Source organism: Xanthomonas sp. LMC-A-07 (assembly GCF_030208825.1).
GTDB lineage: Bacteria > Pseudomonadota > Gammaproteobacteria > Xanthomonadales > Xanthomonadaceae > Xanthomonas > Xanthomonas campestris.
Genome location: NZ_JARVTF010000021.1, coordinates 54,913 through 77,527 on the forward strand (window position 1 = coordinate 54,913; position 22,615 = coordinate 77,527).

General features: G+C 63.9%; 23 protein-coding genes and 1 tRNA gene. 10 read left to right on the top strand and 14 right to left on the bottom strand.

Annotated elements, in window-relative coordinates:
* Positions 1-220: 220 nt before the first annotated feature.
* The 5 genes from QRM89_RS20375 to QRM89_RS20395 form a co-directional block, all read right to left on the bottom strand.
* Positions 221-1,270 (bottom strand): LacI family DNA-binding transcriptional regulator, encoded by a 1,050-nt coding sequence (locus QRM89_RS20375; protein WP_285448887.1) that lies wholly within the window; start codon positions 1,268-1,270, stop codon positions 221-223.
* 51 nt (positions 1,271-1,321) lie between these two features.
* A complete protein-coding gene (locus QRM89_RS20380; protein ID WP_285448888.1) occupies positions 1,322-2,740 on the bottom strand; it encodes a M20/M25/M40 family metallo-hydrolase in 1,419 nt (472 codons plus the stop codon).
* A 114-nt stretch (positions 2,741-2,854) separates the two neighbouring features.
* Positions 2,855-3,286, bottom strand: a complete 432-nt coding sequence (mscL, locus tag QRM89_RS20385) for a large-conductance mechanosensitive channel protein MscL (protein WP_011038263.1) — start codon at positions 3,284-3,286, stop codon at positions 2,855-2,857.
* A gap of 61 nt (positions 3,287-3,347) precedes the next feature.
* On the bottom strand, positions 3,348-4,061 hold the full coding sequence (locus tag QRM89_RS20390; protein ID WP_014508750.1) for a fumarylacetoacetate hydrolase family protein: 714 nt from the start codon (positions 4,059-4,061) through the stop codon (positions 3,348-3,350).
* 92 nt (positions 4,062-4,153) lie between these two features.
* The gene (locus QRM89_RS20395; RefSeq protein ID WP_011038261.1) at positions 4,154-4,429 is read right to left on the bottom strand and encodes a hypothetical protein; all 276 of its coding nucleotides are present in this window, start codon (positions 4,427-4,429) and stop codon (positions 4,154-4,156) included.
* 416 nt (positions 4,430-4,845) lie between these two features.
* On the opposite strand from QRM89_RS20395, the gene QRM89_RS20400 reads away from it, so the two are divergent.
* A complete protein-coding gene (locus QRM89_RS20400) occupies positions 4,846-5,187 on the top strand; it encodes a Rieske (2Fe-2S) protein (protein ID WP_057671632.1) in 342 nt (113 codons plus the stop codon).
* A gap of 357 nt (positions 5,188-5,544) precedes the next feature.
* Here the strand turns inward: QRM89_RS20400 and QRM89_RS20405 are convergent, their stop codons facing one another.
* The 4 genes from QRM89_RS20405 to thiS all read right to left on the bottom strand — a co-directional run bounded on the left by QRM89_RS20405 (position 5,545) and on the right by thiS (position 9,446).
* The gene (locus QRM89_RS20405; RefSeq protein WP_285448891.1) at positions 5,545-7,407 is read right to left on the bottom strand and encodes an SLC13 family permease; all 1,863 of its coding nucleotides are present in this window, start codon (positions 7,405-7,407) and stop codon (positions 5,545-5,547) included.
* Between the two features lie 66 nt (positions 7,408-7,473).
* On the bottom strand, positions 7,474-8,259 hold the full coding sequence (gene trmB / locus QRM89_RS20410; protein WP_285448892.1) for a tRNA (guanosine(46)-N7)-methyltransferase TrmB: 786 nt from the start codon (positions 8,257-8,259) through the stop codon (positions 7,474-7,476).
* A gap of 144 nt (positions 8,260-8,403) precedes the next feature.
* A complete protein-coding gene (locus QRM89_RS20415) occupies positions 8,404-9,198 on the bottom strand; it encodes a thiazole synthase (protein ID WP_011038257.1) in 795 nt (264 codons plus the stop codon).
* Positions 9,199-9,245: 47 nt separating this feature from the next.
* On the bottom strand, positions 9,246-9,446 hold the full coding sequence (gene thiS / locus QRM89_RS20420) for a sulfur carrier protein ThiS (RefSeq protein WP_274318269.1): 201 nt from the start codon (positions 9,444-9,446) through the stop codon (positions 9,246-9,248).
* Between the two features lie 188 nt (positions 9,447-9,634).
* On the opposite strand from thiS, the gene QRM89_RS20425 reads away from it, so the two are divergent.
* From QRM89_RS20425 to QRM89_RS20435, 3 genes are all read left to right on the top strand, one after another.
* Positions 9,635-11,419, top strand: a complete 1,785-nt coding sequence (locus tag QRM89_RS20425; protein ID WP_285448945.1) for an autotransporter domain-containing protein — start codon at positions 9,635-9,637, stop codon at positions 11,417-11,419.
* A 122-nt stretch (positions 11,420-11,541) separates the two neighbouring features.
* A tRNA-Gly gene (locus QRM89_RS20430) sits at positions 11,542-11,615 on the top strand.
* A gap of 279 nt (positions 11,616-11,894) precedes the next feature.
* A complete protein-coding gene (locus QRM89_RS20435; RefSeq protein ID WP_285448893.1) occupies positions 11,895-12,266 on the top strand; it encodes a hypothetical protein in 372 nt (123 codons plus the stop codon).
* A gap of 290 nt (positions 12,267-12,556) precedes the next feature.
* Here the strand turns inward: QRM89_RS20435 and QRM89_RS20440 are convergent, their stop codons facing one another.
* A complete protein-coding gene (locus QRM89_RS20440; RefSeq protein ID WP_228424126.1) occupies positions 12,557-12,787 on the bottom strand; it encodes a hypothetical protein in 231 nt (76 codons plus the stop codon).
* A 63-nt stretch (positions 12,788-12,850) separates the two neighbouring features.
* Here QRM89_RS20440 and QRM89_RS20445 point away from each other — a divergent pair, with 63 nt between their 5' ends.
* From QRM89_RS20445 to QRM89_RS20455, 3 genes are all read left to right on the top strand, one after another.
* A complete protein-coding gene (locus QRM89_RS20445) occupies positions 12,851-12,997 on the top strand; it encodes a hypothetical protein (protein WP_076054137.1) in 147 nt (48 codons plus the stop codon).
* Between the two features lie 185 nt (positions 12,998-13,182).
* Positions 13,183-13,578 carry a hypothetical protein gene (locus tag QRM89_RS20450; RefSeq protein ID WP_285448947.1) on the top strand — a complete coding sequence of 132 codons (396 nt, stop codon included), beginning with the start codon at positions 13,183-13,185 and terminating at the stop codon, positions 13,576-13,578.
* Between the two features lie 90 nt (positions 13,579-13,668).
* Positions 13,669-14,061, top strand: a complete 393-nt coding sequence (locus QRM89_RS20455) for an H-NS family nucleoid-associated regulatory protein (RefSeq protein WP_011038224.1) — start codon at positions 13,669-13,671, stop codon at positions 14,059-14,061.
* A gap of 533 nt (positions 14,062-14,594) precedes the next feature.
* Here QRM89_RS20455 and glgX read toward each other — a convergent pair.
* Positions 14,595-16,724: a glycogen debranching protein GlgX gene (glgX, locus tag QRM89_RS20460; RefSeq protein WP_016945001.1), complete on the bottom strand. Its 2,130-nt coding sequence runs from the start codon at positions 16,722-16,724 to the stop codon at positions 14,595-14,597.
* Positions 16,725-17,216: 492 nt separating this feature from the next.
* Here glgX and rimK point away from each other — a divergent pair, with 492 nt between their 5' ends.
* The 3 genes from rimK (at position 17,217) to QRM89_RS20475 (ending at position 20,746) form a co-directional block, all read left to right on the top strand.
* Positions 17,217-18,092, top strand: a complete 876-nt coding sequence (gene rimK / locus QRM89_RS20465) for a 30S ribosomal protein S6--L-glutamate ligase (protein ID WP_011038222.1) — start codon at positions 17,217-17,219, stop codon at positions 18,090-18,092.
* Between the two features lie 649 nt (positions 18,093-18,741).
* Positions 18,742-19,419 (top strand): response regulator transcription factor, encoded by a 678-nt coding sequence (locus QRM89_RS20470; protein ID WP_003490678.1) that lies wholly within the window; start codon positions 18,742-18,744, stop codon positions 19,417-19,419.
* The gene (locus tag QRM89_RS20475) at positions 19,412-20,746 is read left to right on the top strand and encodes a HAMP domain-containing sensor histidine kinase (RefSeq protein ID WP_012437598.1); all 1,335 of its coding nucleotides are present in this window, start codon (positions 19,412-19,414) and stop codon (positions 20,744-20,746) included. The genes QRM89_RS20470 and QRM89_RS20475 overlap by 8 nt, the downstream gene beginning before the upstream one ends.
* Positions 20,747-20,872: 126 nt before the next feature.
* Here the strand turns inward: QRM89_RS20475 and QRM89_RS20480 are convergent, their stop codons facing one another.
* From QRM89_RS20480 to QRM89_RS20490, 3 genes are all read right to left on the bottom strand, one after another.
* Positions 20,873-21,175 (bottom strand): type II toxin-antitoxin system RelE/ParE family toxin, encoded by a 303-nt coding sequence (locus tag QRM89_RS20480; RefSeq protein WP_161555990.1) that lies wholly within the window; start codon positions 21,173-21,175, stop codon positions 20,873-20,875.
* Entirely contained in the window at positions 21,172-21,357 is a 186-nt protein-coding gene (locus tag QRM89_RS20485; protein ID WP_285448900.1) for a hypothetical protein, read from the bottom strand. Before QRM89_RS20485 ends, QRM89_RS20480 begins: the two co-directional genes overlap by 4 nt.
* 97 nt (positions 21,358-21,454) lie before the next feature.
* Positions 21,455-21,856, bottom strand: coding sequence for a SymE family type I addiction module toxin (locus tag QRM89_RS20490; protein WP_285448902.1), 402 nt, complete (start codon positions 21,854-21,856; stop codon positions 21,455-21,457).
* Between the last annotated feature and the right edge of the window lie 759 nt (positions 21,857-22,615).

A 22,615-nucleotide genomic window follows, 5' to 3' on the forward strand; every position in this document is an offset into this window, starting at 1 on the left:
CCTGCATGGGTGTCGTGTGTCAGCACGAAATTGCGAGCTTCGCTCTGATCCTCTGAGCCGGATTGCTGTGCTTCCCATCACTGGCATACGCCGGTGGCTGCAGTTCGCCCGGTCGCAAGCCCGGGCACCCTCCCATTTGGCCGCATCGGCGGGAAGCGATGCGGCTTTTTTTGCCTGTCTGCGTTGCATGTGCAGCCACACGTTTGCAGCCATCACCACATCACACCGCCGGCGCCGCCGTCGAACCGCGCTTCACCAGCGTGTACTTCATCACCTGATGCACGCCCTGCACTGGTGCGCCCTTGCGTCGTTCACGAATGGCGTCGGCCAGCAGCGAGACGGCGGCGCGGCCCATGGCGGTGACCGGCTGATGCACGGTGGTGAGTTCGGGCCAGATGGTGGTGGCCACCGGGGTGTCGTCGAAGCCGGCCACTGACACATCCTCGGGCACGCGCAGGCCCAGCCCGTGCGCGACCGCTACGGTGGCTGCTGCCATGTCGTCGTTGCTGCAAAAGATCGCCGTGGGCGGTGCGGGCTGTGCGAGCAATGCGCGCGCGGCGAGCAGGCCCGAGTGATAGGTGAACAACCCCTCGGCGATTAGGGTCTCATCGATCCCCAGCCCGGCCGCCTGCAGGCTGTCGGCGTAGCCACTGGCACGCAGCGCGCTGGGTGTGTGTTTCGGGTCGCCTTTGATCAAGGCGATGCGGCGATGGCCAAGCGCGATCAGATGATCGACAAGCGCGCGCGCGGCCTGGTAATCGTCGATGCGCACCGAGCTGATCTGCGCCATCGGTGCGCCACTGGCCACCGCCACCACCGGGATGCCGCGTGCATCGAGTTCGGCAATGGTCTGGCGCGAATCGCACAACGGCGGCGGTAGGATCACGCCGTCCACGCCGGCGGCGAGCAGGCGTTCGGTGGCAGCGCGCTGGCTGCGGATGGCGCCGCATTTCTCCACCAGCACCTGGCTGCCATTGAGACTGCTCTGTTCGAGCAGGCCGAGCATGAATTGATTGAGGTACGCCGCGCTCGGGTTGCTGTACAGCACGCCGATGCGCAGCAATCCACTGGTGCGCAGCGAGCGGCCGGCCAGATTCGGCCGGTAGCCCAAGGCCTGCACGGAGGCCTCCACCCGTACCCGCATGTCTTCGCCCACATGCGGGTGGCGGTTGATGACGCGCGAGGCTGTCATCGGCGAGACGCCTGCGTGTTTGGCGACATCCAGCAGGGTTGCTGCCGTGGTCGCAGTGCGTTGCCGCTTGGCCGCCATCGTGTGTGCTCGTCCTGGAGTTGAAGCGCACCGCTGGCAGTGCGCCTCAGCTTACTCGTTCGGCGGCTGCACAGACTTTGCGCGGCTGCCGAAATCGCCATCGGCTTCTGCGGCCAGATACGCGAACACGGTGTAGGCGGCCACGTTCTGCGCGAGCGCCTTCGGGTCGATCTTGTCCAGCGTGTCGTCTGCGGTGTGGTGCAGATCGAAGTAGTCGGTGCCGTCCTGCGCCAGCCACGCCCAGGCACCGCCCTTGGCGGAGATCGGCCCCACATCCGGGCCAGGGCCGCCCTTACTGGGCTCATACGCGATGCCCAGCGGTGCCAGCACCTCGGCAATCTGCTGGGTGGCCGCGCGCGATTGTTCCGGCGCCGCCGAACCGGTGTTGAAGGCGTAGATGCGCCCGGCACCGAAGTCGCTTTCAGCGCCAATCTGATGCAGCGCCATGTCCTTGGCGTCCTTGCCATGCGCAGCCGCATACGCCTTGCCGCCATACAAACCCTGCTCTTCGTTGGCGAAGGCCACCACGCGAATCGTGCGCTTGGGCGCCTGCTTGAGTTGGCCGATCAGATGGCCGGCGGCCATGGTGATCGCCACGCCCGCGCCGTCGTCGATCGCACCTGTGCCCAGGTCCCACGAATCCAGATGCCCGCCGATCACCACCACTTCCTTCGGCTTGCTACGCCCGGTGATCTCGCCGATCACGTTGTACGAAGTGGCCGTGCCATCCCAGCCGCAATCCAGCGCCAGCCGCACGCGGGTGCTACCCAGGGCCGCCAGGCGGGCCAACTGGTTGGCATCGGGCACCGACAATGCCGCTGCGGGTACCGGGGTCAGGCTTTCATCGAAACGGGTGATGCCGGTGTGCGGTACGCGATGCGAGTCGGTGCCGGCCGAGCGCATCACAAAGCCGACGGCGCCTTTGCGGATTGCTTCGGAGGGGCCCTTGCTGCGCACTGCGCCGCCGTTGCCGTAGTCCTTGCCGTCGCGCGCCTTCACCATCTGGTAGTCGACAAAGGCAATCTTGCCGGCCAGGGAACCCGCCGGCGCCGCCTGCAATGCAGCCAGATTCTCGAAGCGCACAATTTCGCCTTCCACGCTGCCGCCCGGGCTGCCGCCCAGCGCAGTGATATGCAAGGGCTGCGCATGTGCACCGATGACGGCGGCCTGCTCGCTGCGGCGCTCCCACTTGGGGAAGGTGACCGGCTCGGTCCAGACCTTGTCAAAGCCCAAGGCCTTGAACTTCGCCTTGGCCCAGGCCACCGCGCGTGGATCCGCTTCACCGCCGGCAATGCGCGGGCCCACTTCGGTGGTCAACGATTCCACCACTGCAAAGCCGGTGCTGTCGGCCAGCGCCTGCTCGCGCAACTGCGCGGCGGTGCGCAACGCGCTATCGGGAATGCTGGTGGGCGCGGCAAGCGCCGCGGAGGTGGCAAGCAGGGCGGAGATGGCGACAGCGAGGCGACGCATGCAGGGCGGCTCCAACGACAAGGGGGACCCCGAGCTTATCAGCGCGAGGTCCCCCGTCTGCGTGCGAAAAGTCATCCTTGTGTGCGAAGTGCGTGCAAGGATGTGGCCGCTTGCTTACGGCACGGTCGGATTCTTGAGCGTGTCGTTCTTGAGCGAGTCGCGGATCTCGCGCAGCAGCAGCACTTCTTCGCTCGGTCCCTTGGGAGCATCCGGCTTGCGCTGGCTGAGGCGGTTGATCAGCTTGACCACCAGGAAGATCGCAAAGGCAATGATCACGAACTGCACGACGGTGTTGATGAAGTCACCGTAGCCGATCACCACGGCAGGAATTTCCTTGCCGGTGGCATCCACGCCCGCCGGTTTGAGCACCCACGCCAGCCGCGAAAAATCCACGTTGCCGATGGCCCAGCCGATCGGCGGCATGATGATCTTTTCCACCAGCGCGGTGACGATCTTGCCGAACGCCGCGCCGATGACCACACCGACCGCCAGGTCGATGACATTGCCACGCATCGCGAATTGCTTGAATTCGCTGACCATTCCCATAGTGCACTCCAGATGGGGACGCGGACCCACTGCCGCTGCAGCGATCGTAGCCCGGCCGATGTCAGCCCGCGATGATGCCGTGGCGTTCGGCCACATTTTCCAGGCGCGCACTGAATTGATCGCCCGGCAACAACGGGCCGACGCCGGCCGGCGTGCCCATGAAGATCAGATCGCCCGCGCGCAATGCATAGAGCTTGGACAGCTCGTGCAAGATCTCCGGCACATTCCAGATCATCTGGTCCAGCAACGATTGCTGGCGCACTTCGCCGTTGACTTCCAGCGACAGGTTCAATGCATCCAGTGCACCCACTTCGCCGGCATGCACCAGCTCGCTGATCGGTGCGGAATGATCGAAGCCCTTGGCGATGTCCCAGGGCAGGCCCTTGGCCTTGGCCGCGGCCTGCAGATCACGGCGGGTCAGGTCCAGGCCCACGCCGTAGCCATAGATCAGGGCCTCGGCCTGGTCCACAGGCAGTTCACCGGCGGGTGCATCGCTGCCCAAGGCCACCACCAGCTCGACCTCGTGGTGCAGCTCCTTGGTGCCGGGCGGGTAGGGGATGTGGTCGCCATGACCCACCACGATGGCGTCGGCCGGTTTCATGAAGAACGTGGGCTGGCCACGTTCGGCCTTGGACGCCGGCGCGGTGGCACCCATTTCGCGGGCGTGATCAGCAAAGTTGCGGCCAACGCAATAGATGCGGTGCACCGGAAAACTTCCGCCACCCACCACCGGAATGCGCGGGACATCGGCAGCGGGAATCACATCGTGGGTCATGCACGCATCCTCGAAGACAGGACGCGTGAGTCTAGCTGCTTGGCGGTGCAGGCGAAAACAACTGGCGCTTCAGGCGCGCAGCAACTTGCGGCTCAGTGCGAGAGCGGCAGAGCCGGCTTGCGTACCACGTGGTACTCGGCCTCCACCACGCGGGCGTGCTGCGGCGCGCGGCGGTTGGACTTACTCAACAATTTCCAGGCCACGCCACCAAGGATCATCGCAGCGCCCACGAACACGCTGAAGAAGATCAGCACAGCCAGGATAGCCAGGCCGGCGAGGCCAGCGGCAACGCGCACCAACGGGTGACGCGGCTTGCGCGGCGCAAACAGGTGGTGGAGGTTGCCGAATTGGAAGATGCGTGCGGGCATGGCGGTGGGCTGCCGGAGGAAACGAGGGGGCAGTATCGTTGCGGTTTCATGTCATTGAGTGAAAACTTCGTTAAATCGAGTGCCGTTTTGTTGAGCCCATCACATTAGTTGTGTTGGGAACAGCGCGCTTCGCGTGCCGTTGTGGGGCCTGCACGCGGTTGTGTCTGCTAATTGCGATCGCTTGGCTGTGATCGGTTGGTTGCAGTTGGTTACGAAGCTGCAGTGTGGAGTGGGAAGGTCGCCGTGCGGCTTGGCTGACGATTCAGACGCGTTGGCTGGTAGGACTGCGCGATCGCCGAAACCGCGCGGAGCCGCAGTGACGCGGACTCCGCCGCGTTGAAATGGCGCAAGGCGCCTGGGCGCAGTCTCCATGGAGCGGCATGGCACAATCAGGTCTGTTCGCAGCGATCAATCCCATGTCGTCACTACCGCCCACCGCGCCGATTCCGTTGGCGCAGATTCCCGATGCCGGATTTTTAGAAGTCGAAGCGCTGTGGGATGGCGGACCGGAATCGGTGGTGTTGTATCGGGAGGGTGCACAGGTCCGCGCCTGGTTGAACGTGTGCCCGCACGCTGGCCGCCGGCTGGATTGGGCGCCCGGCCAGTTTCTCAAGACCAAGGAAGGCCAGTTGGTGTGCGCCGCACACGGCGCGGCGTTCGAGCTGGATGCCGGCGAATGCGTCAGCGGGCCGTGTCGCGGTCAATCGCTGGTGGCGGTGCCGGTGCGCATCGATGGCGAGCATGTGCTGCTGGGGTGAGCTGGCCTGGGCCTAGATGGGCCTCATGCGGCATTGCGAGGGCAGTGGTCTCTCTGTTGCAAGACCGCACGCTCTCCAAGACCGCACGCAACAAGACCGCACGCAACAATACTATTGGACTGCAAGACTGCTGGAGGTAGCGCGTGCAATGCACCCGCATCCTGCCAGTCACGACTATCCGCGTGTTGCGATGCCGCCGCCAGTCAGATGCTCACTGTAAAGAGTGCCCGTCGATCGCAGTGCCACTGCACTGCATTGCATGCATCGAGCGCAGCGCACGTATTCGAAAGTCGGCACGACAGCGCGCCACCACTCAGCGCGGAGGCGCAACGCTCCCCCGCTACCGCAACAGCGCGCTCAGCGCGCCGCCCACCAGAACATCAGGTTGATCATCGTCACCATCACCACGATGTAGATCAGTGACAGCGGTGCGCCCACGCGCCACAGCTCACGCGGCTGGTAGTTGGCTGGGCCGGTCACCATCGAGATCACCGGGTTGGAGGCGGTCATCAGGTTGTTCGATGCCGACAACGCTACGATCAAGGCGAATGCGGTGGGGTTGCCATTGGCCGCGAGCGCCAGGTTGACCGCGATCGGCACCATCACGATGGTCGCGCCGACATGGCTGATCACCAGTGAAAAAGCGGTCGTCAGCAAGGCCAGGCTGATCTCCAGCGCCCACACCGGCATGCCTTCCGGCAGGCGGTCGATGGTGTGGCCGGCCACCCACGCCGCGGTGCCGCTGCTGTCCATCGCCCAGCCGAGCGGAATCAGCCCGGCCATCATGAAGATGGTCTTCCAGTTGATCGAGGCGTAGGCCTCGTCCATGCGCAGCACGCCGGTCACCAGCATGCAGGCCACGCCGGTCATCAAGGTCAGTGCCACCGGCAACTTGGAGGTCAGCGCAATCAGGATGGTGAAGGCGAAGATCGCCATCGCGATCTTGAACTTGTGCGGGCGCTGTTCGCCCTTCGGGAAGTCGGTGACCGGCACGAAGTCGCGGCTTTCCGCGGCCTGCGCCAGGTCCTGCCAGATACTGTGGAACACCAGCATGTCGCCGGCGCGCAGTGCCACGTTGCGCACGTCCTCGCGAATCACCTGCTTGTCGCGGTTGATCGCCAGCAGGCTGATGCCGCTTTGCTTGCGCAGCCGCAGCTCGGCGGCGTTCTTGCCGATCAGGCGCGAGTTGGGCGGAATCACCGCCTCGGAAATGCCAGCCAGGCTTGGGTTGAACAGATCGCCCAGGTTGCGCAGGCGCGAGGACATGCGCAGGAAATGGTTCTGCGCAAAGTCGGTCACTTCCTGGCGCTTGCCCATCGCACCCAGCACGCTGCCGACCCAGATGCGCATGTCGGCCGGCGGGGCCAGGCGGGTGTCGTTGCCGGTCTTCAGCGCCAACAGCAGCGGCGCATCGTGAATGGCTTCGGCCTCGCCCAGGGTCATGCCCACCAATGGGCTTTCGGCAGTGACAGTGAGTTCGAACACATCGCCGTCGATGCCGTAGGTCTTGGCGAAATAGCTCTCGGTGCGCGAGGGCGTGACGCCCTCGTTGATCAGGCGCTCTTCCTCGATCAACTTGCGGTCGCCGTAGAACCGGAAATACAGCAAGGCAGCCACCAGCAGTGCCAGACCGATCGGCAGCGGTGCAAACATGGTCAACGGCTCGATGCTGGCCATGCCCGAGGGCAGGTTGTTGTTGGCCGACACCAACAAATCGTTGAGCAGGATCAGCGGCGAATTACCCACCATGGTGAGCGCGCCGCCCATCACGATCGCCGCGGCGATCGGCAACAGCATGCGTTGCAAGGTGAGCCCTGTGCGTGCGGCCAGCCGCGAGGCGACCGGCAGGTAGAGCGCCATCACCGAGGGGTTTTGCATGAAGGACGAATTCAGGCCGGAAATGCCCAACGTCATCATCATCAGCCGCTGCTCGCTGCCGTGCGAGCGCCGCAGCAACCAGGTGGCCAGGCGGTTCAAGGCGCCGGTGCGCTCCAGCCCCGCACCCAGGATGGTGGTGGCGATGATGCTCATCACCGCGTTACCGGAGAAGCCGCCAAACAGTTCCTCCGGCGCCACCAGCCCGGTGACGCCCAGCACCACCAACACGATCAACGCCACCACGTCGGCGCGGATGCGCTCGAACAGGAACATCGCCATCGTAAAGCCGACCAGCCCGAGGACGAGCTTCATGTCGTTGGTCAGCGTTAGCGCGGTGTCCATGAGGTGCCGGGAATGGGGAGTCGGGAATGGGGAATGGCAAGAACGGATGGCGCTGACGCGTGCAGGTTATCCGGGCGCCGCTGGTGCCTGCTCTGGCGATTCCCGATTCTCCATTCCCGATTCCCGGTCATACAGTAAATCCCACACGCCATGGCCCAGCTTCTGGCCGCGGGTCTCGAAGTGGGTTTGTGGGCGCCAGGCCGGGCGTGCGACGTGGCCGCGTGGGCCGGCGCGATTCACCAGGCCTTCGGTGGCGTCGAGCACGTCCCACATCTGTTCGGCGTAGTCGGCCCAGTCGGTAGCTGCGTGCAAGCGGCCGCCTGTGCGCAGCTTGCGCACCAGCAGCTGAGCGAACGCCGGCTGCACCAGGCGGCGCTTGTTGTGGCGCTTCTTGTGCCACGGGTCCGGGAAGTAAATGCGTACTTCGTCCAGCGCGCCATCGGCGATCTCGCGCTCGAGCACTTCCACTGCATCGTGGTGATATAGGCGCACATGCGTGGCGCCGTCATCGTCCAGCGCGTTGAGCAGCCGCCCGACACCGGGGGCATGCACCTCGATGCCGATGTAGTCGCGCGCAGGGTCGTGCTGGGCTGCAAAGCGCAAGGCCGCGCCATTGCCGAAACCGATCTCCAGCACCTTGGGCGCAGGGCGGCCGAACACGGCGTCCAGGTCGCGCGGGGTGCCGGTGTAGTCCAGGCCGAAGCGCGGCCACAGTTCGTCGAACGCGCGCTGCTGCGCCGGCGTAAAGCGGCCCTGGCGCAACACGAAGCTGCGCACCTGGCGGCGCCCCTCTTCGAGGGTGAAGGGCTTGGGCGGCATCTTGGCGCCGTCGCTGGTGAAAGGATCAGTCATGAAAATCAGCCATCGGCAAACAACGCCCCTGTCCCGCCGGGAGAGGGGTGTGAATAAATGAAAAATGGAAGCCAAGCAGGCGTCGCGCGCCGCGGCCCGCGCCAGGCGCAGGCCCCGGATGCAAGGCCATCTCGGCGCGCCTGCTCATCCGATCACGCCATCGACCGGGCTCGATGCCGAGGCGTAGCGCTTGCGCGGAATCCGGCCAGCCAGGAACGCCTCGCGGCCGGCTTCGATCGCCTTGCGCATCGCGCTGGCCATCAGGATCGGGTCGCGTGCACCGGCAATGGCGGTGTTCATCAGCACGCCGTCGCAGCCAAGTTCCATCGCAATCGCCGCATCGGAGGCGGTGCCCACGCCGGCGTCGACGATGATCGGCACCTTGGCGTTTTCGATGATTTCCAGCAGGTTGTACTTGTTCTGGATGCCCAGGCCCGAACCGATCGGCGCGGCCAGCGGCATCACCGCCACGCAGCCGATCTCTTCCAGCCGCTTGGCCAGGATCGGGTCATCGGAGGTGTACACCATGACCTCGAAGCCGTCGGCGACCAGTTGTTCGGCGGCCTTGAGCGTCTGCACCACGTCCGGATAGAGCGTGCGCTCGTCGCCCAGCACTTCCAGCTTGGTGAGGTTGTGGCCATCCAGCAGCTCGCGGGCCAGCCGGCAGGTGCGCACCGCGTCTTCGGCGGTGTAGCAGCCGGCGGTGTTGGGTAACAGGGTGTAGCGGTCCGGCGGCAGCACATCGAGCAGGCTGGGCGCGTTGGGGTCCTGGCCAATGTTCACCCGGCGAATGGCCACGGTGACGATCTGCGCGGCAGCGGCCTCGGTGGCCAGGCGGGTTTCGTCCAGGTCCTTGAACTTGCCGGTGCCGGTTAGCAGGCGCGAACGGTAGGGCTTGCCGGCGATCACCAGCGCATCGGAGGGGGCGGAAAGTGTCATGCGGCGATTATCACCGATCGAGCGTGGCTGCGCGGCACTTGCCGCGATCAACCGCCGCCCAGTGCATGCACGATTTCCACCACATCGCCCTCGCGCAGCGCATGGGTGGCGTGCAACCCGCGCGAGACGATTTCGCCATTGACCTCCACCGCAACGCGGCGCTGCGACAGACCTTCAAGATCCAGCAGCGCGGACAACAACACGTTGTCGGGAAGCGCGCGTGGAGTGCCGTTGAGTTGAATGTTCATGTCATCATTGTTGCATCGCGTGCCGCCAGGGCGCGCGTTTTGCGTTATGCGGCAATGCAGCGTGAGCGTGGACGGCGAGGGTGAAACGATGTGCCATTCGCCGGCGTACGTATGCAGGCCGGTCCGGTTCCACTCTACCTTGAGCAGGCATTCCCATGGCTTCAACCCTTCGCCCGATCCGTTCCCTGATGGCCGTGGCCATCGCGCTGGCGGCCAGCCCGGCCATAGCCGACTCGGCCTTCGATCAGACCGTGTTCTTCGGTGACAGCCTCACCGACAGCGGTTACTACAACCCGCTGCTGCCGGCCGGCTCGCGTGCGGTCACCGGCAAGTTCACCACCAACCCGGGCTGGGTGTGGGCCGAATACGTGGGCGACCACTTCGGCACCAATGCAGCGCCCAACGGCAATGGCCAGACCGGCGACAACTACGCTGCCGGCGGCGCGCGCATCCAGGCCAGTTCGGTCAGCGCGCTCGGCGCAGCGCCGTCGGTAACCAGCCAGATCAACACCTATTTGGCTGCCAACGGCGGCCAGGCCAACCCGAATGCGCTGTACACCGTGTGGGGCGGCGCCAATGACCTGCTCGCCGCGGCCACCGCGCCTGCCCAGGCGCAGGCCATCATCGGCAGCGCCGTGACCGCGCAGGTGGGCGCGGTTGGCGCGCTGCAGGCCGCCGGCGCACGCTATGTAATGGTGCCGACCATTCCGGATGTGGGCATCACCCCGCGCTTCCGCGCCGGCGGTGCCGCCGCCATGGCGCAGGGCACGGCCGCTGCCACCGCCTACAACACCGCACTGTTCAACGGCCTGCAGTCGGCCGGCCTGCGGGTGATCCCGGTCGATACCTTCCACATCCTGCAGGAAGTGGTTGCCGACCCGGGCATCTACGGTTTCAGCAACGTCACCGGTACCGCCTGCAACCCGGCGCTCGCGCTGCCGGCCTGCAACCCCACCAGCCTGGTCGCCGCGAACGCGCCCAACACCTATGTGTTCGCCGACGGCATCCACCCCACCACGGCCACCCACCAGATCCTGGGCCAGTACGCCATCTCGCTGTTGGAAGCGCCGCGCCTGCAGCAGGTGCTGACGCGCTCCGCCCAGGCCGGCGGCCGCGCACGTGCCGACCAGGTGGCCTGGCACCTCGACGGCAAGCCCGAGGCTGATGGCCTGCGTTGGTGGGGGAGCGTGCGTGGCGACATTCAGCGCTACGACGATGCGGACCTGTACGACGGCATGGCGCCGGCCGGCCTGTTCGGCGTGGATTGGACCGCCGGTGACCTGGTGTTCGGCGGCTTTGCCGGCTTCGGCCGCATGGATGCCGACTTCGGTAACCGCAACGGCAGCTTCAAGCAGGACGACACCACCCTGGGCGGCTTCGTCGGCTGGTACACCGGCCCGGTCTGGGTCAACGCCCAGGTCAGCTACAGCTGGCTGAGCTACGACGTGGACCGCGAAGTCCAGCTGGGGCCGGCCACCCGCGTGCACAGCGGCTCGCCGGACGGCAGTAACCTCACCGCCGCGGTCAATGCCGGCTATTCGCTGGGCGAAGGCAACGTCAAGTACGGCCCGGTGGTCGGCCTGACCTGGCAGAAGCTCAAGCTCGACGGCTACACCGAAAGCAACGCAAGCTCCACCGCGCTGGGCTATGCCGACCAGGACATCGACTCGCTGGTGGGCCGCATCGGCTTCCAGGTGCGCCTGGATGGCGCGCCGGTCAAGCCGTACCTGCAGGCCACCTACGACCACGAGTTCAAGGACGGCACCGAAGCCAGCGCCTGGCTGCAGTCGATGCCGGAAGTGGGCATGTATACCGTCCCGGGCCAGAACTTCGACCGCAACTACGCGACCGTTGTGCTGGGCGCCCGCACCGGCATCTGGGGCCTGCAGAGCAACATCGGCCTGAGCACCACCACCGCCCAGCGCAGCGCCCGCGACGCCACCGTGTTCGTGAACTTCAGCGGCAACTTCTGATCGCACCCGCTGCACCCGCAGCGTCAAGGCTGTCTACGACAAGGGCCGGGCAACCGGCCCTTGTCATGTACGCCACGCATTGCGCCCAAGGCCTGCCGGCGCATAAACTCTGCCCACGCCACGCGGGCGTAGCTCAATGGTAGAGCTGTAGCTTCCCAAGCTACTGACGTGGGTTCGATTCCCATCGCCCGCTCCAGCCGTGGAAGGCCGTGATGGCAACTGACGGCGCTGGCTATCCCAGAAGGCGAGCACGAGCCTCGAACGGCCCGCCAGGCAGTGTGAGGTGATGTTTGCAACCTTCTGGCCCTTAAATTTGGATGCCTTGAAGCGTATGTCTTGGTAGCTGCTGATTTGCAGCCCATAGATTTGCCTTTCCCTCGTGCGCTGTCTGATTGACTCCATGTGATGCAGCGGCTGTTAGCTGCCCGGCGATGTCACGATCAAAGCACCCATCGCAGGAAGGCAGAGGACGCTGGTGTATCTGGAAGACGCGCTGATGTCTGCACCTTCGCTCGATGTTCTTGCAGGTCAGCTAGTAATTGCCGCGTGGTTTATTGCGTTTGGTTGCTTGTTGCTGATCGTGTCGAGACGCATGTCTGTTCGTGCGCGCTATTACTTCCAAAGCTGCGTCATAGGAAGCATGGTCGTCGGGTTGCTGCTGGCCTTCCTGCTGCCGTCTTCGTTGTACGTTCTGAAATTTACGCTGATGCTTGCTCTTGCAGTCGTCATAAGTGTGATGGGGTTGAAGCATGGGCCGCGCAAATACGTATGGTTTGGTTTGCTCGCGGTGGTGCTGACCTACGCTGCTGTAGCGCTTCAATACGTGCTTATGGAAACTGCAAGATAGCGCGGCAGATCCATTGAAAGCGGCCGCGAGATGGATAGGCCTACAGTTCGAACTGGCTGATTCCACTGCCTCTTTAGGAAAGTACTCGTTACCTGATTGCTATACCGCTCAACGCTCCAGAGCGCATCGATGTGATCGCACAGCTGCGCGAAGATACGCTGATGGATGCGACCGCAAGAAACCCCACGTACTCTTGCGGTATCAGCTGCAGGGGTGCTGGCGCGCATCAGCATTCTGCACGGCCGGACACAATCATGAGAGGCGTCTGTGTCACCGGCGCTGCGCCGTTTTCAGCGGCTCAGCAGCTTGTCGAAGGCCGCTTCGTTTGATTCAAGGGTGTGCTTGCGAAGGCGCTGTGCATCAGAGAGTTGAAATGCCCGGCTTGGGTATGCGCTCCATCCGCTCAACTGCGTGACATCTGCGATTCGAACAAAAAGCTCAAACACGCCATGCGTACCACCGCCTAACGGCCGGGCCGTCATGGCGCAGTCGAACGCACTCGCGCGCAGCGGATCAATCACACGTCAGGCTCACGCACCCTGAGCGACGGTGGGCAGGTGGCACTGTTGCCCTGGGAGAAACGCATGAGCACCGACAACGACAGCAATCAAGGCCCCTCCGATCCCAACCCGCCGGATGGCGTCAAGGCGCCGGGCAAGCCGCACGCTCCTGTGCAGGAAGGCCCCGCACAAGACAGCGAGATCGATGATGACGACAGCATCGAGGACTAGGACGTTTGAGCACGCCGTCCTATCAGACGGATGCCGGGCAGGTGTGTAGGACGCTGCGGGCGCCCCTTGTTGGCGAAGCGGCCGCGCAGTTCGCTTCGCAATTTCCTTCCCCACCGTCAGGAAGCTCCTGATTGAGCGGGGTCGAGCGTACGCCCATAGTGGCAACATCCTTCGACACAAGCGCCATGGCCACCACGCACACCCAGTTGGTTGGAGCACTCCTCAAAGGCATGCGGCGCGCTGAATATGCGCGTGCCGCGTCGGTCGCCTACGCCGCCGGCATGGCGGATCAGATGAACAGCGGCTTCGGCACCCTGGACGATGCCGGCCAAGTGCTGGAGATGTTCGGGCTGGATGCCGAGCAAATTCAAGAGCTTGGCTTGATCGGTGTGGAGGAGCTCGGGGAGACGGTGTTCCATGCCTGGTCGATCAATGCCGGCGAAGTGGAGCGCGTCAGGCAGTGGTTTAGCGCGCCACGGGTCGAATTCGTCGGCAAGCATTGCAGCGAGCTGATCCGTACCGGGCGCATCGGCCCGGTTTTGACCATGGCGCGCGAGCAGGCGCTGCTGCGGCCACGCTGAGCGGGCCTGCAACTGCCGTGCTGCAGCCGCTTTACGCTGGGCGGTGCAACGGCAATACTCGCTGACCTGTCCAAGAATTTTGCTTCGCCCATGCGCCAAGGTTCGCCCGCGTCACCCTCCGCCGCCGCCAAAGCCCAACTGCTGGAAGAGCTGCGCAAGCTCGAGCAGGAAGAGGCGCAATTGAAATACGCTCAGACCCTGGAAGCGTTCGACCAGGTGATCGAGACGCTGACCCAGTTCGGTGGCCGCTTCAACACCAAGCAAAAAGCCCAGATCGCTTCGCTGGCCACGACCGGCAAAGTCAAGGGCCCGTTGACCTCTAGCGGCGAGGTGGCCGCCAAGTACTGGCTGCCGCATTCGGGCGAGACCTGGTCCGGCCGTGGTCGCACGCCGCGTGCGTTCAAGGCGTGGGAGGGCACCAGCTCCTATAAGGAATGGAAAGCCAAGCACCCGGACAAGCGCTTTCCGTTGTATCCGGGCTGAGCTGCGGTCGATCGCTGCTACTTGTGGCACACACGCATTGAGATGGAAATCAAACGGCCGCGCGGGCGAGATCGACAGCCTCACGCTTGGTAGCGCGGCCGCGCGCTGCGGGAAGGGGCAACACAGTCTGGCGGCCTCCGGCGTGACCCTTTGTCGGAAATGATGCTGGCGCTCGGCTGCGCGATAACCGTTTGCAAGCGCATCACGATCACGGTCGAACATCAGCCGCGTGCGCGTAGACAAGAGGTTTAGGTAAGCACGAGGCTGCAGACGGCATTGCATCCCGCATGCCAATCGCTGATAGGTCATCCCCTGCCCACGCCAGCCGCGCGTGCCGCCGCATGTGGCGCAAGCTGGCCGTGATCAGCGCTGGGCCGGCTGGGTACGCAGGCAAAGCGAAAAGGCCCGCAATTGCGTCGGCTGCGCCCGCGCTGCAGGCTGCCAGGTATCCGGCGCTATACAAACAACGTAGCCACAAAAAAGCCCGCCTTTCATTCAACGAAAGGCGGGCTTGCTAACGCACGCTCAGGCAATCAGCCCACCTTGCACTCGAACACCGTGATGCTGCGCGGCGGTGCCAGGAACTCGCTGGCGCCGGCCGGCATGCTGTCCACTTCCAGCGCTTCGTCGGTGGAGAGCGCAAGCTTCCAGTGCACCGGTTCGTCGGAAGAGGGCAGGGTGAAGGTCACGCCCTCGTGGTAAGCGTTGATCACGATCAGCAAGGTGGCGTCGTTGCCGCGTTCCTTGACGCCGGAGGTCTGCGCCTTGCCTTCCAGCAGCAGTCCCACCGAGCGCGCGCCGGCATCGGTCCAGTGCGCGTCGTCCATCTCGGTGCCGCCCGGATTGAGCCAGGTCAGATCGCGCAGGCCGGCTTCCTCGTTGTACTGCCCATTGAGGAAGCGGCCACGCGACAGGATCGGGTAACGCTTGCGCAGCGCGGTCAGTGATTTGACGAAGTCGGTCAGGCGGCCGTCGGTGGGGTCGTTCTCCCAGTCGAGCCAGGTGATTTCATTGTCCTGGCAATAGGTATTGTTGTTGCCGCCCTGCGACTGCGCTCGCTCGTCGCCTGCCAGCATCATCGGCGTGCCTTGCGAGAGCAGCAGCGTGGCGAGCAGGTTCTTCATCTGCCGCTCGCGAAGTTGCAGGATGTCGGCGTTGTCGGTCTCGCCTTCTTCGCCGTAGTTGCACGAGCCATCGTTGGAGGAGCCGTCGCGGTTGTCCTCGCCGTTGTCGATGTTGTGCTTCTCGTTGTAGCTCACCAGATCGCGCAGCGTAAAACCGTCGTGCGCGGTGATGAAGTTCACCGATGCCCAGGGGCGGCGACCGCGGCGGTCGAACAGGTCCGCAGAGCCGGTGAAGCGAGTAGCAAACTCTGCCAGCTTGCCGTCCTCGCCCTTCCAGAACTCGCGCGCGTTGTCGCGGAATTTGTCATTCCACTCCGACCAACCCGGCGGGAAATGCCCCACCTGATAGCCGCCCGGGCCGCAATCCCATGGTTCGGCAATGAGCTTGACTTCCGACAGCAGCGGATCCTGGTTGCAGGCATCCAGGAAGCCACCGCGTTGATCGAAGCCGCTCGGCTCGCGGCCCAGGATCGTGGCCAGGTCGAAACGGAACCCGTCCACATGCATTTCGCCAGCCCAGTAGCGCAGCGAATCGTTGACGAACTGGATCACCCGCGAATTGCTCAGGTTGAGCGTATTACCGGTGCCAGTGTCGTTGATGTAGTAGCGCTTGTCTTCTGCAAGACGATAATAGCTGGCGTTGTCGATGCCCTTGAACGAGAGCGTCGGCCCCAGTTCGCTGCCTTCGGCAGTGTGGTTGTAGACCACATCCAGGATCACTTCCAGGCCTTGCTTGTGCATCGCCTTGACCATGTCGCGGAACTCGTCGCGATGGCCGCTGGAAAGGTAGCGCGACTTCAGCGCGAAGAAGCTGATGGTGTTGTAGCCCCAGTAGTTGCGCAGGCCTTTATCCAGCAGATGCTGATCGTCCAGATACGCATGTACCGGCAGCAGTTCCACTGCCGTAATGCCCAGGTCCTTGATGTACTGCAGCACCGATGGCTGCGCCAGGCCGGCAAAGGTGCCACGCACGGCTTCCGGTACCTGCGCGTTGCGCATGGTGTAGCCACGTACGTGGGTCTCGTAGATCACCGTCTCGTTCCACGGCTTGAGCAGGCGCGCGTCGTCCTCCCAGTCGTACGTGTCTTCGACCACCACGCACTTGGGCATGAACGGCGCGCTGTCGCGCTCGTCGAAGCTCAGGTCGCCATCAGGATGCCCGACCGTGTAGCCATACAATTCATCCGCCCACACCAGATCGCCATCGAGTTCGCGCGCATATGGATCCAGCAACAGCTTGTTGTGGTTGAACCGGTGTCCTTCGGTGGGCGCATAGGGACCGTGCACGCGGTAGCCATAGCGCTGGCCGGGCTTTACGTCGGGTAGATAGCCATGCCAGATCTCGTTGGTGTACTCGGGCAGGTCGACGCGGCTTTCGTTACCTTGTTCGTCGAACAGGCACAGCTCCACACGCGTGGCGTGCGCGGAAAACAGCGCAAAGTTGGTGCCCTTGCCATCGAAGATGGCGCCGCGTGGGAACGGGCGGCCTTGGCGGATGCGGGATGGGGTGGCATAAGCCGCGCTGGCGGGATGTCGCATTGGGCAGGATCTCGTGAACCGGCACGCCGGCATTAGGGGGCTCAAGCATTGCTGGTGAGGCTGTGCAAGACACGTCACGGCCGCAGTGGGGCGGCGTGAGGGTGGCTGCGCATGCGTCGTTGGGTGATCAATCAACCATGCACGGTCAGCAACCGGCATCGTGATGCGTTGGTGCTTCGGCTCGATATCGCGCGTCATGTCGCGTCCGCTTGGTGTCACAACACGCGACGTTGCCATCACCCTTTGCTTGAGCAGCGCGCTGGCGCCCTGCTAGCATCGATCCCGGTTGAGGCCGCGCGGTTTGCGTTGCCACTTCCTCGCTGAGTCGCTTTCGCTTCCCACTCCTTGGGGCCGTCGCATACCAGTCGGATCGACGCGTGCAGGGCGCATGGCAGCCTGGCAACGATCGGCTCATTGGCAGCGGAACGGGCTTGGGGCTTTCGTCGCCATCAGATCCCGACCATGACCAGGCCGCGCCGCGCGAATGCCGCGATGAAAATCGCCATCCTCTCCCGCAACAGCAAGCTGTATTCGACACGCCGCCTGATCGAGGCCGGCCGCACGCGCGGGCACACCGTGCGCATCCTCGACCCGCTGCGCTGCTACATGCGCATTGCCGCGGATGGTTTCAGCCTGCACTACAAGGGCAAGCCGATCACCGGGTTCGATGCAGTGATCCCGCGCATTGGCGCATCGGTCACCCGGTACGGCACCGCGGTGCTGCGCCAGCTCGAATTCATGGGCACCTATACGCCCAACCCCTCCGACGCCATCCTGCGTTCGCGCGACAAACTGCGCGCACATCAGCTGCTGGCGTCGCAGGGTATCGATATGCCGGTGACTGTCTTCGGCGACAACCCCGACGACACCCAGGACTTGCTGTCCATGCTCGGCCCCCCGCCGCATGTGGTGAAGTTGAACGAAGGCGCCCAGGGCGCCGGTGTCATCCTGACCGAGAAGGCCAGCGCCTCGCGCGGCGTGGTCGAGGCGTTGCGCGGGCTGTACGCCAATTTCATCGTGCAGGAATTCATTGGCGAGGCCGAAGGCGCGGACCTGCGCTGCTTCGTGGTGGGCGACCGGGTGGTGGCAGCAATGCGGCGACAGGCCGCCGACGGCGACTTCCGATCCAATCTGCACCTGGGTGGCACCGCCGCCATGGCCGAGGCCTCCCCGCAGGAGCAGGATGTCGCGGTGCGCTCGGCACGCGCGCTGGGCCTGGCGGTGGCCGGGGTTGACCTGATCCGCTCGCAGCGCGGGCCCTTGGTGCTGGAGGTCAACTCCACCCCCGGCCTGGAGGGGGTGGAGGGCGTCTGCGGCGTGGATGTGGCCGGCACCATCATCCAGCATCTGGAGCAGGCCATCCGTTGATCGGGACGCCCGCTGTTTTAGCAGAAAGTTAACGAAACTCTAATCCTTGCCCCGCTAACGTCTGCCGACCGTAGCTCCGCTCTCGGCAGTGACGGTGATCGGGATGAACATTTGGCCCAGGTGCCTAGCCGCACCTGGGCCTTTTTGTGACGGCTTGCCGGCCCTCAGGTTCAGGTCTACATTCAGCAACAACTGCAATGGATCAGCGGACAACACGCATGACGCAACAGGGGGCGAGACCAACATGGAGAGAGGCGTCTGCACTCGGCGGCACGATCACCATTGCCGGCCAGGTTGCGCTTGGCCAGCGTGGGGGTCTGCAGCGCGCACTGCCAGCAGCCATCGTTGATCCCGCTGGCGTAGGTGTCCGGCAGTGGAGTCCGCGCTGCAACTTTCCAGCCTTATTGCCTGTCATAGCAGACGCTGTGCGTGCTTCAGCACATGCAGGCTGTTCAATGCGGTATGACCGGGCAGCGGGCCAGATGCATGTGGGCCACCTGCACGCGTTAGGCTACCGGCCCAGGCGCATGACGAATGACGGCGGCCGAATGGCGCCGGATGCAGAATGCCAACCAGAAAACGATAAGGCGCGGCGGCAACGGCAGATCGCCAACCGCCGCGTCAGTGACTCAAAACAATCGAGGTTCCAGTGCGAATTCTAGTAATCGAAGACAACAGCGACATCGCCGCCAATCTTGGTGACTACCTGGAAGACCGTGGCCACACGGTGGACTTTGCCGCTGACGGCGTTACCGGCCTGCATCTAGCGGTGGTGCACGAGTTCGACGCCATCGTGCTCGACCTCAACCTGCCGGGCATGGACGGCATCGAGGTCTGCCGAAAGCTGCGCAATGAAGCGCGCAAGCAGACGCCGGTGCTGATGCTCACCGCACGCGACTCGCTGGACAACAAGCTGGCCGGTTTCGATTCCGGCGCCGACGACTACCTGATCAAGCCGTTCGCGTTGCAGGAAGTGGAAGTGCGGCTCAACGCACTGTCGCGTCGCGGCAAGGGCGTGCACACCCGCGTGCTGGAAACCGGCGACCTGGAATACAACCTGGACACGCTGGAAGTGCGCCGCCGTGGCAAGCTGCTGCAACTCAACCCCACCGCGCTGAAGATCCTGCAGGCGTTGATGGAAGCGTCACCGGCCGTGGTCACGCGCCAGGAACTGGAAACCCGCGTCTGGGGCGAAGAACTGCCCGACTCGGATTCGTTGCGCGTGCACATCCATGGCCTGCGTGCCGTGGTGGACAAGCCGTTCGACGTACCGATGATCCAGACCCGTCACGGCATTGGCTACCGCATCGCCTCGCCCGATGCCTGAGAGCTCCAGCGGAACGCGGCCCGCCCGCAGGCGTGGCCGCTACCGGCGGCGCCTGCGCAGCCGCATCATCCTTTCATTCGTGTTGTTGGGCTTCTGCCTGACGACGCTGTTCGCCTTCGCCACCAACTGGGCACGCTCGCGCGTGGAAAACCAGCTGGTGGAGGACGTGATGAACCGCAATATCGACGCGTTCGCACAACGGTTCTATTCCGACCCGTTGCGTAACCCCGACCTGCCGGTGCAGCAGATGCGCGGCCGCGTGGTGAAGAGCGACAAGTTCGAAGCGCTGCGTCGTGAGCAGCCCGAGTGGTACCAGCTACGCGATGGCATTCATACCATCTCCGGCGTAGACGAAGGCGGCAACGCGTACTCGTACAAGCTTGCGGTGCGCAAGACGCCCAGCGAGTGGTTCTTCCTCGCGTACGACATGACCCAAACGCTCAAGGGCGAGATCCAGCTCAAGCGCACCTTGACGTTGTCGGTGCTGGTTTTCAGCGGGCTGTCGCTGCTGATCGGCTGGTGGTCCGCATCCAAGGTCATGCGCCCGGTGTCTGACCTGGCCGCGCGCCTGCGCGCCTACCGCGGCGGCACCAGCGAACCGAAGCCGTTGGCCGCACATTTCCCTGATGACGAAGTGGGTCAGCTCGCCGAAGCGTTGGACGACTACTCCGCGCGCCTGACCGAGGTGGTCCAGCGTGACCGCGAATTCAACGCCGACGTGAGCCACGAGCTGCGCACCCCGCTGGCAGTGATCCGTGGCGCCACCGAGCTGCTGCTGACCAAACCCAACCTGGATGAAAAGGTGCTGCAGCGGCTGCAACGCATCCAGCGTGCCGAACAGCAATGCAGCGATCTGATCGGCTCGCTGCTGCTGCTGTCGCGCAACGAGCGCGGGCAGGGCAGCAGCAACGTGGCCAAGGTGGCCGAGCAACTGATCGACTCACACCGCGCCCAGCTCGGCGGAAAACCACTGGAACTGCTGCTGGAAGGCGTGCGCGACCTGGTCATCGACGCGCCCGAATCCGCGCTCTCCGTGGCGCTCGGCAACCTCATCGGTAACGCCGTCAAATACACCCAGGATGGCCAGGTACGGGTACGCGTGCTGGCAGACGCGGTAGAAGTCATCGACTCCGGCCCCGGCTTGAGCGAAGAAGACGCCGCCAAGCTGTTCCAGCGCGGCTATCGGGGCACCCACGCCGGCCACTCGCAAGGCGGCGGCATCGGCCTGTCGATCGTCAGCCGCCTCTGCGACCTCTACGGCTGGCGCGTGAGTGTACGGCCAGGGCAGGAGCGTGGCGTCATCGCAACGCTGGCCTTCCACCGCTAACCAAGCCGCTTGGTAGGAGCGCACTCGTGCGCGAGGGCTTTACAAATATGGCCCGGCGACGCAACAGATAATATCTTTCCCCGCTCCACCCGCATCGCCCGGCAGTTCAGACCAGTCCAAAGGCACTCAACGTTGCAGGTCGGTCAGGTCCGATGGCATCAGCTGGCGGTAGTGCAGCACTGTCAGGATTTCCACCTGCGTTGGCGTAATGCGGTAGATCAGTCGGTAAGGGCGTTCCAGCAACTCCCGCAGTTCAGCGGGTGCGTAGCGTGGCAGCGCTCTGCCCATCGCGGGCGAATGACCCAGCTCCAATGCGCGCCGCGCCAGGGCGACTGTCACCGCTTTCGCCATGGATGGTGCATGCTCTTTCAGATAAGCCTGGATTTCCAGCAGCCTGACATGGGCGCTTGGTGTCCAATACACCCTCACGCAGACGATTCAAGCTGCCGAAGCACATCCTCAGCAGCAATCAACTGCCCGCCATCTGCCTCTTCGATCCCCTTTTCAATAGCCCGGTGCAGTGCGGCTTGGTAGATCAGGTCCTCCCAGCGTGCATCGTCCGGCAACGCATCCACCAGTTGGTGAGCTTGCTGTTTGAAGAGAGCGGACATGATAGGCACCTCACGAAGAGTTGGTTCGATTCTAGTCCCCCCGCTGCGGGAGAGCCAGAACCGCTGGGGACGATCGCCGTACGCGGAGGGCAGTCGCTCATGGCGTGTGAGCGCGTACAACCGTCACCACCAACTCGCCCTCGCGCGCAGTGATCTGCAGCTTGCAGCCAACCGCAAACCCCAACTGCTCCAGCCACAGTCCGCGCAAGCGCACGCTGGGAATCCGCTGGCTGTGCGGCCGGCCGGGTTCGGCCTCGTAGAATGCATAACCCACCGTGCAGCGCGTGGGCGTGCGCGCCTTGCGCGGTGGGCGCGGCGGCAGATCGTCCACGCGGCGCTTGGGGCGATGGTCGAAGTGGAGGTTGTCCACATCAAACGTTGGCGACGGCACCAGCCGCACGGGCTGTGCATCGATCTTGCGCTCAGGCTGCTTGGCGGTAGCGGTGCGTTTGGCATCCGGCTTGGACCGCTTCGAGGTTGGAGACTGCACCCGGCTCATCGCCTCACCTCCGGCAACACCATGGAGCGACGATGCTCACTCACCTGCAATATCGATACATTTGCCATGACAACGCCTCCTTCGAAGAACAGGCACCGTCGCCGGCTGGCGACGGGATGTCGGGAGGTTAGAAACCGTGCATAGTCGGCGGGCGTATTCCTCCCGAAGGAGTGTTGTATTAGCCGCCCTCCCGACGCAGGCAACGCGTCGGCTTGTACCTGCAGGCAGGCACAAAAAACCCACCGGTTTGACGGAGGTGGGTACCGCTATGCACGGAGTTTCTACGCTCCTTGAGGCAGAGGTTGCTACTGGTTTCTTGGGATGTCAACTGCGGGAGCGTCAGGAGTAGGTGTAAGGTGAATCCCACTTCGTCGTTGCCCGGTATTCGCCTAATGAACGGCTACAATTCTTTTTCAGTCGCCAAGAACAAGTTTGCTAGTGAATAAAGATATGAAGGTGTACAAATGGGTGAGATTTTTTTACTGGACGATTCTTAGTGCATTAGTTCTGCTTGGCGTGTTCTTCAGTCCTACCTCTGGACAATTCTTTCTCGGAGCAGCAATTTTTGTTCTGATTTCTCTGTTCGTCTGCTTGGTTAAGTGTCCCCACTGTAACCAATGTGTCGGGTACAGGTCCTTTGGGCTACTTGCAGTGATGTGGCCTTTCGGTGGCTGGTGTCTAAATTGCCAAAGAAAATTATTCGGCAAGGCGGCTTCTTCTTCGAGTAATCCATTGAATCAGGCAGGACGCCGTAAAGAT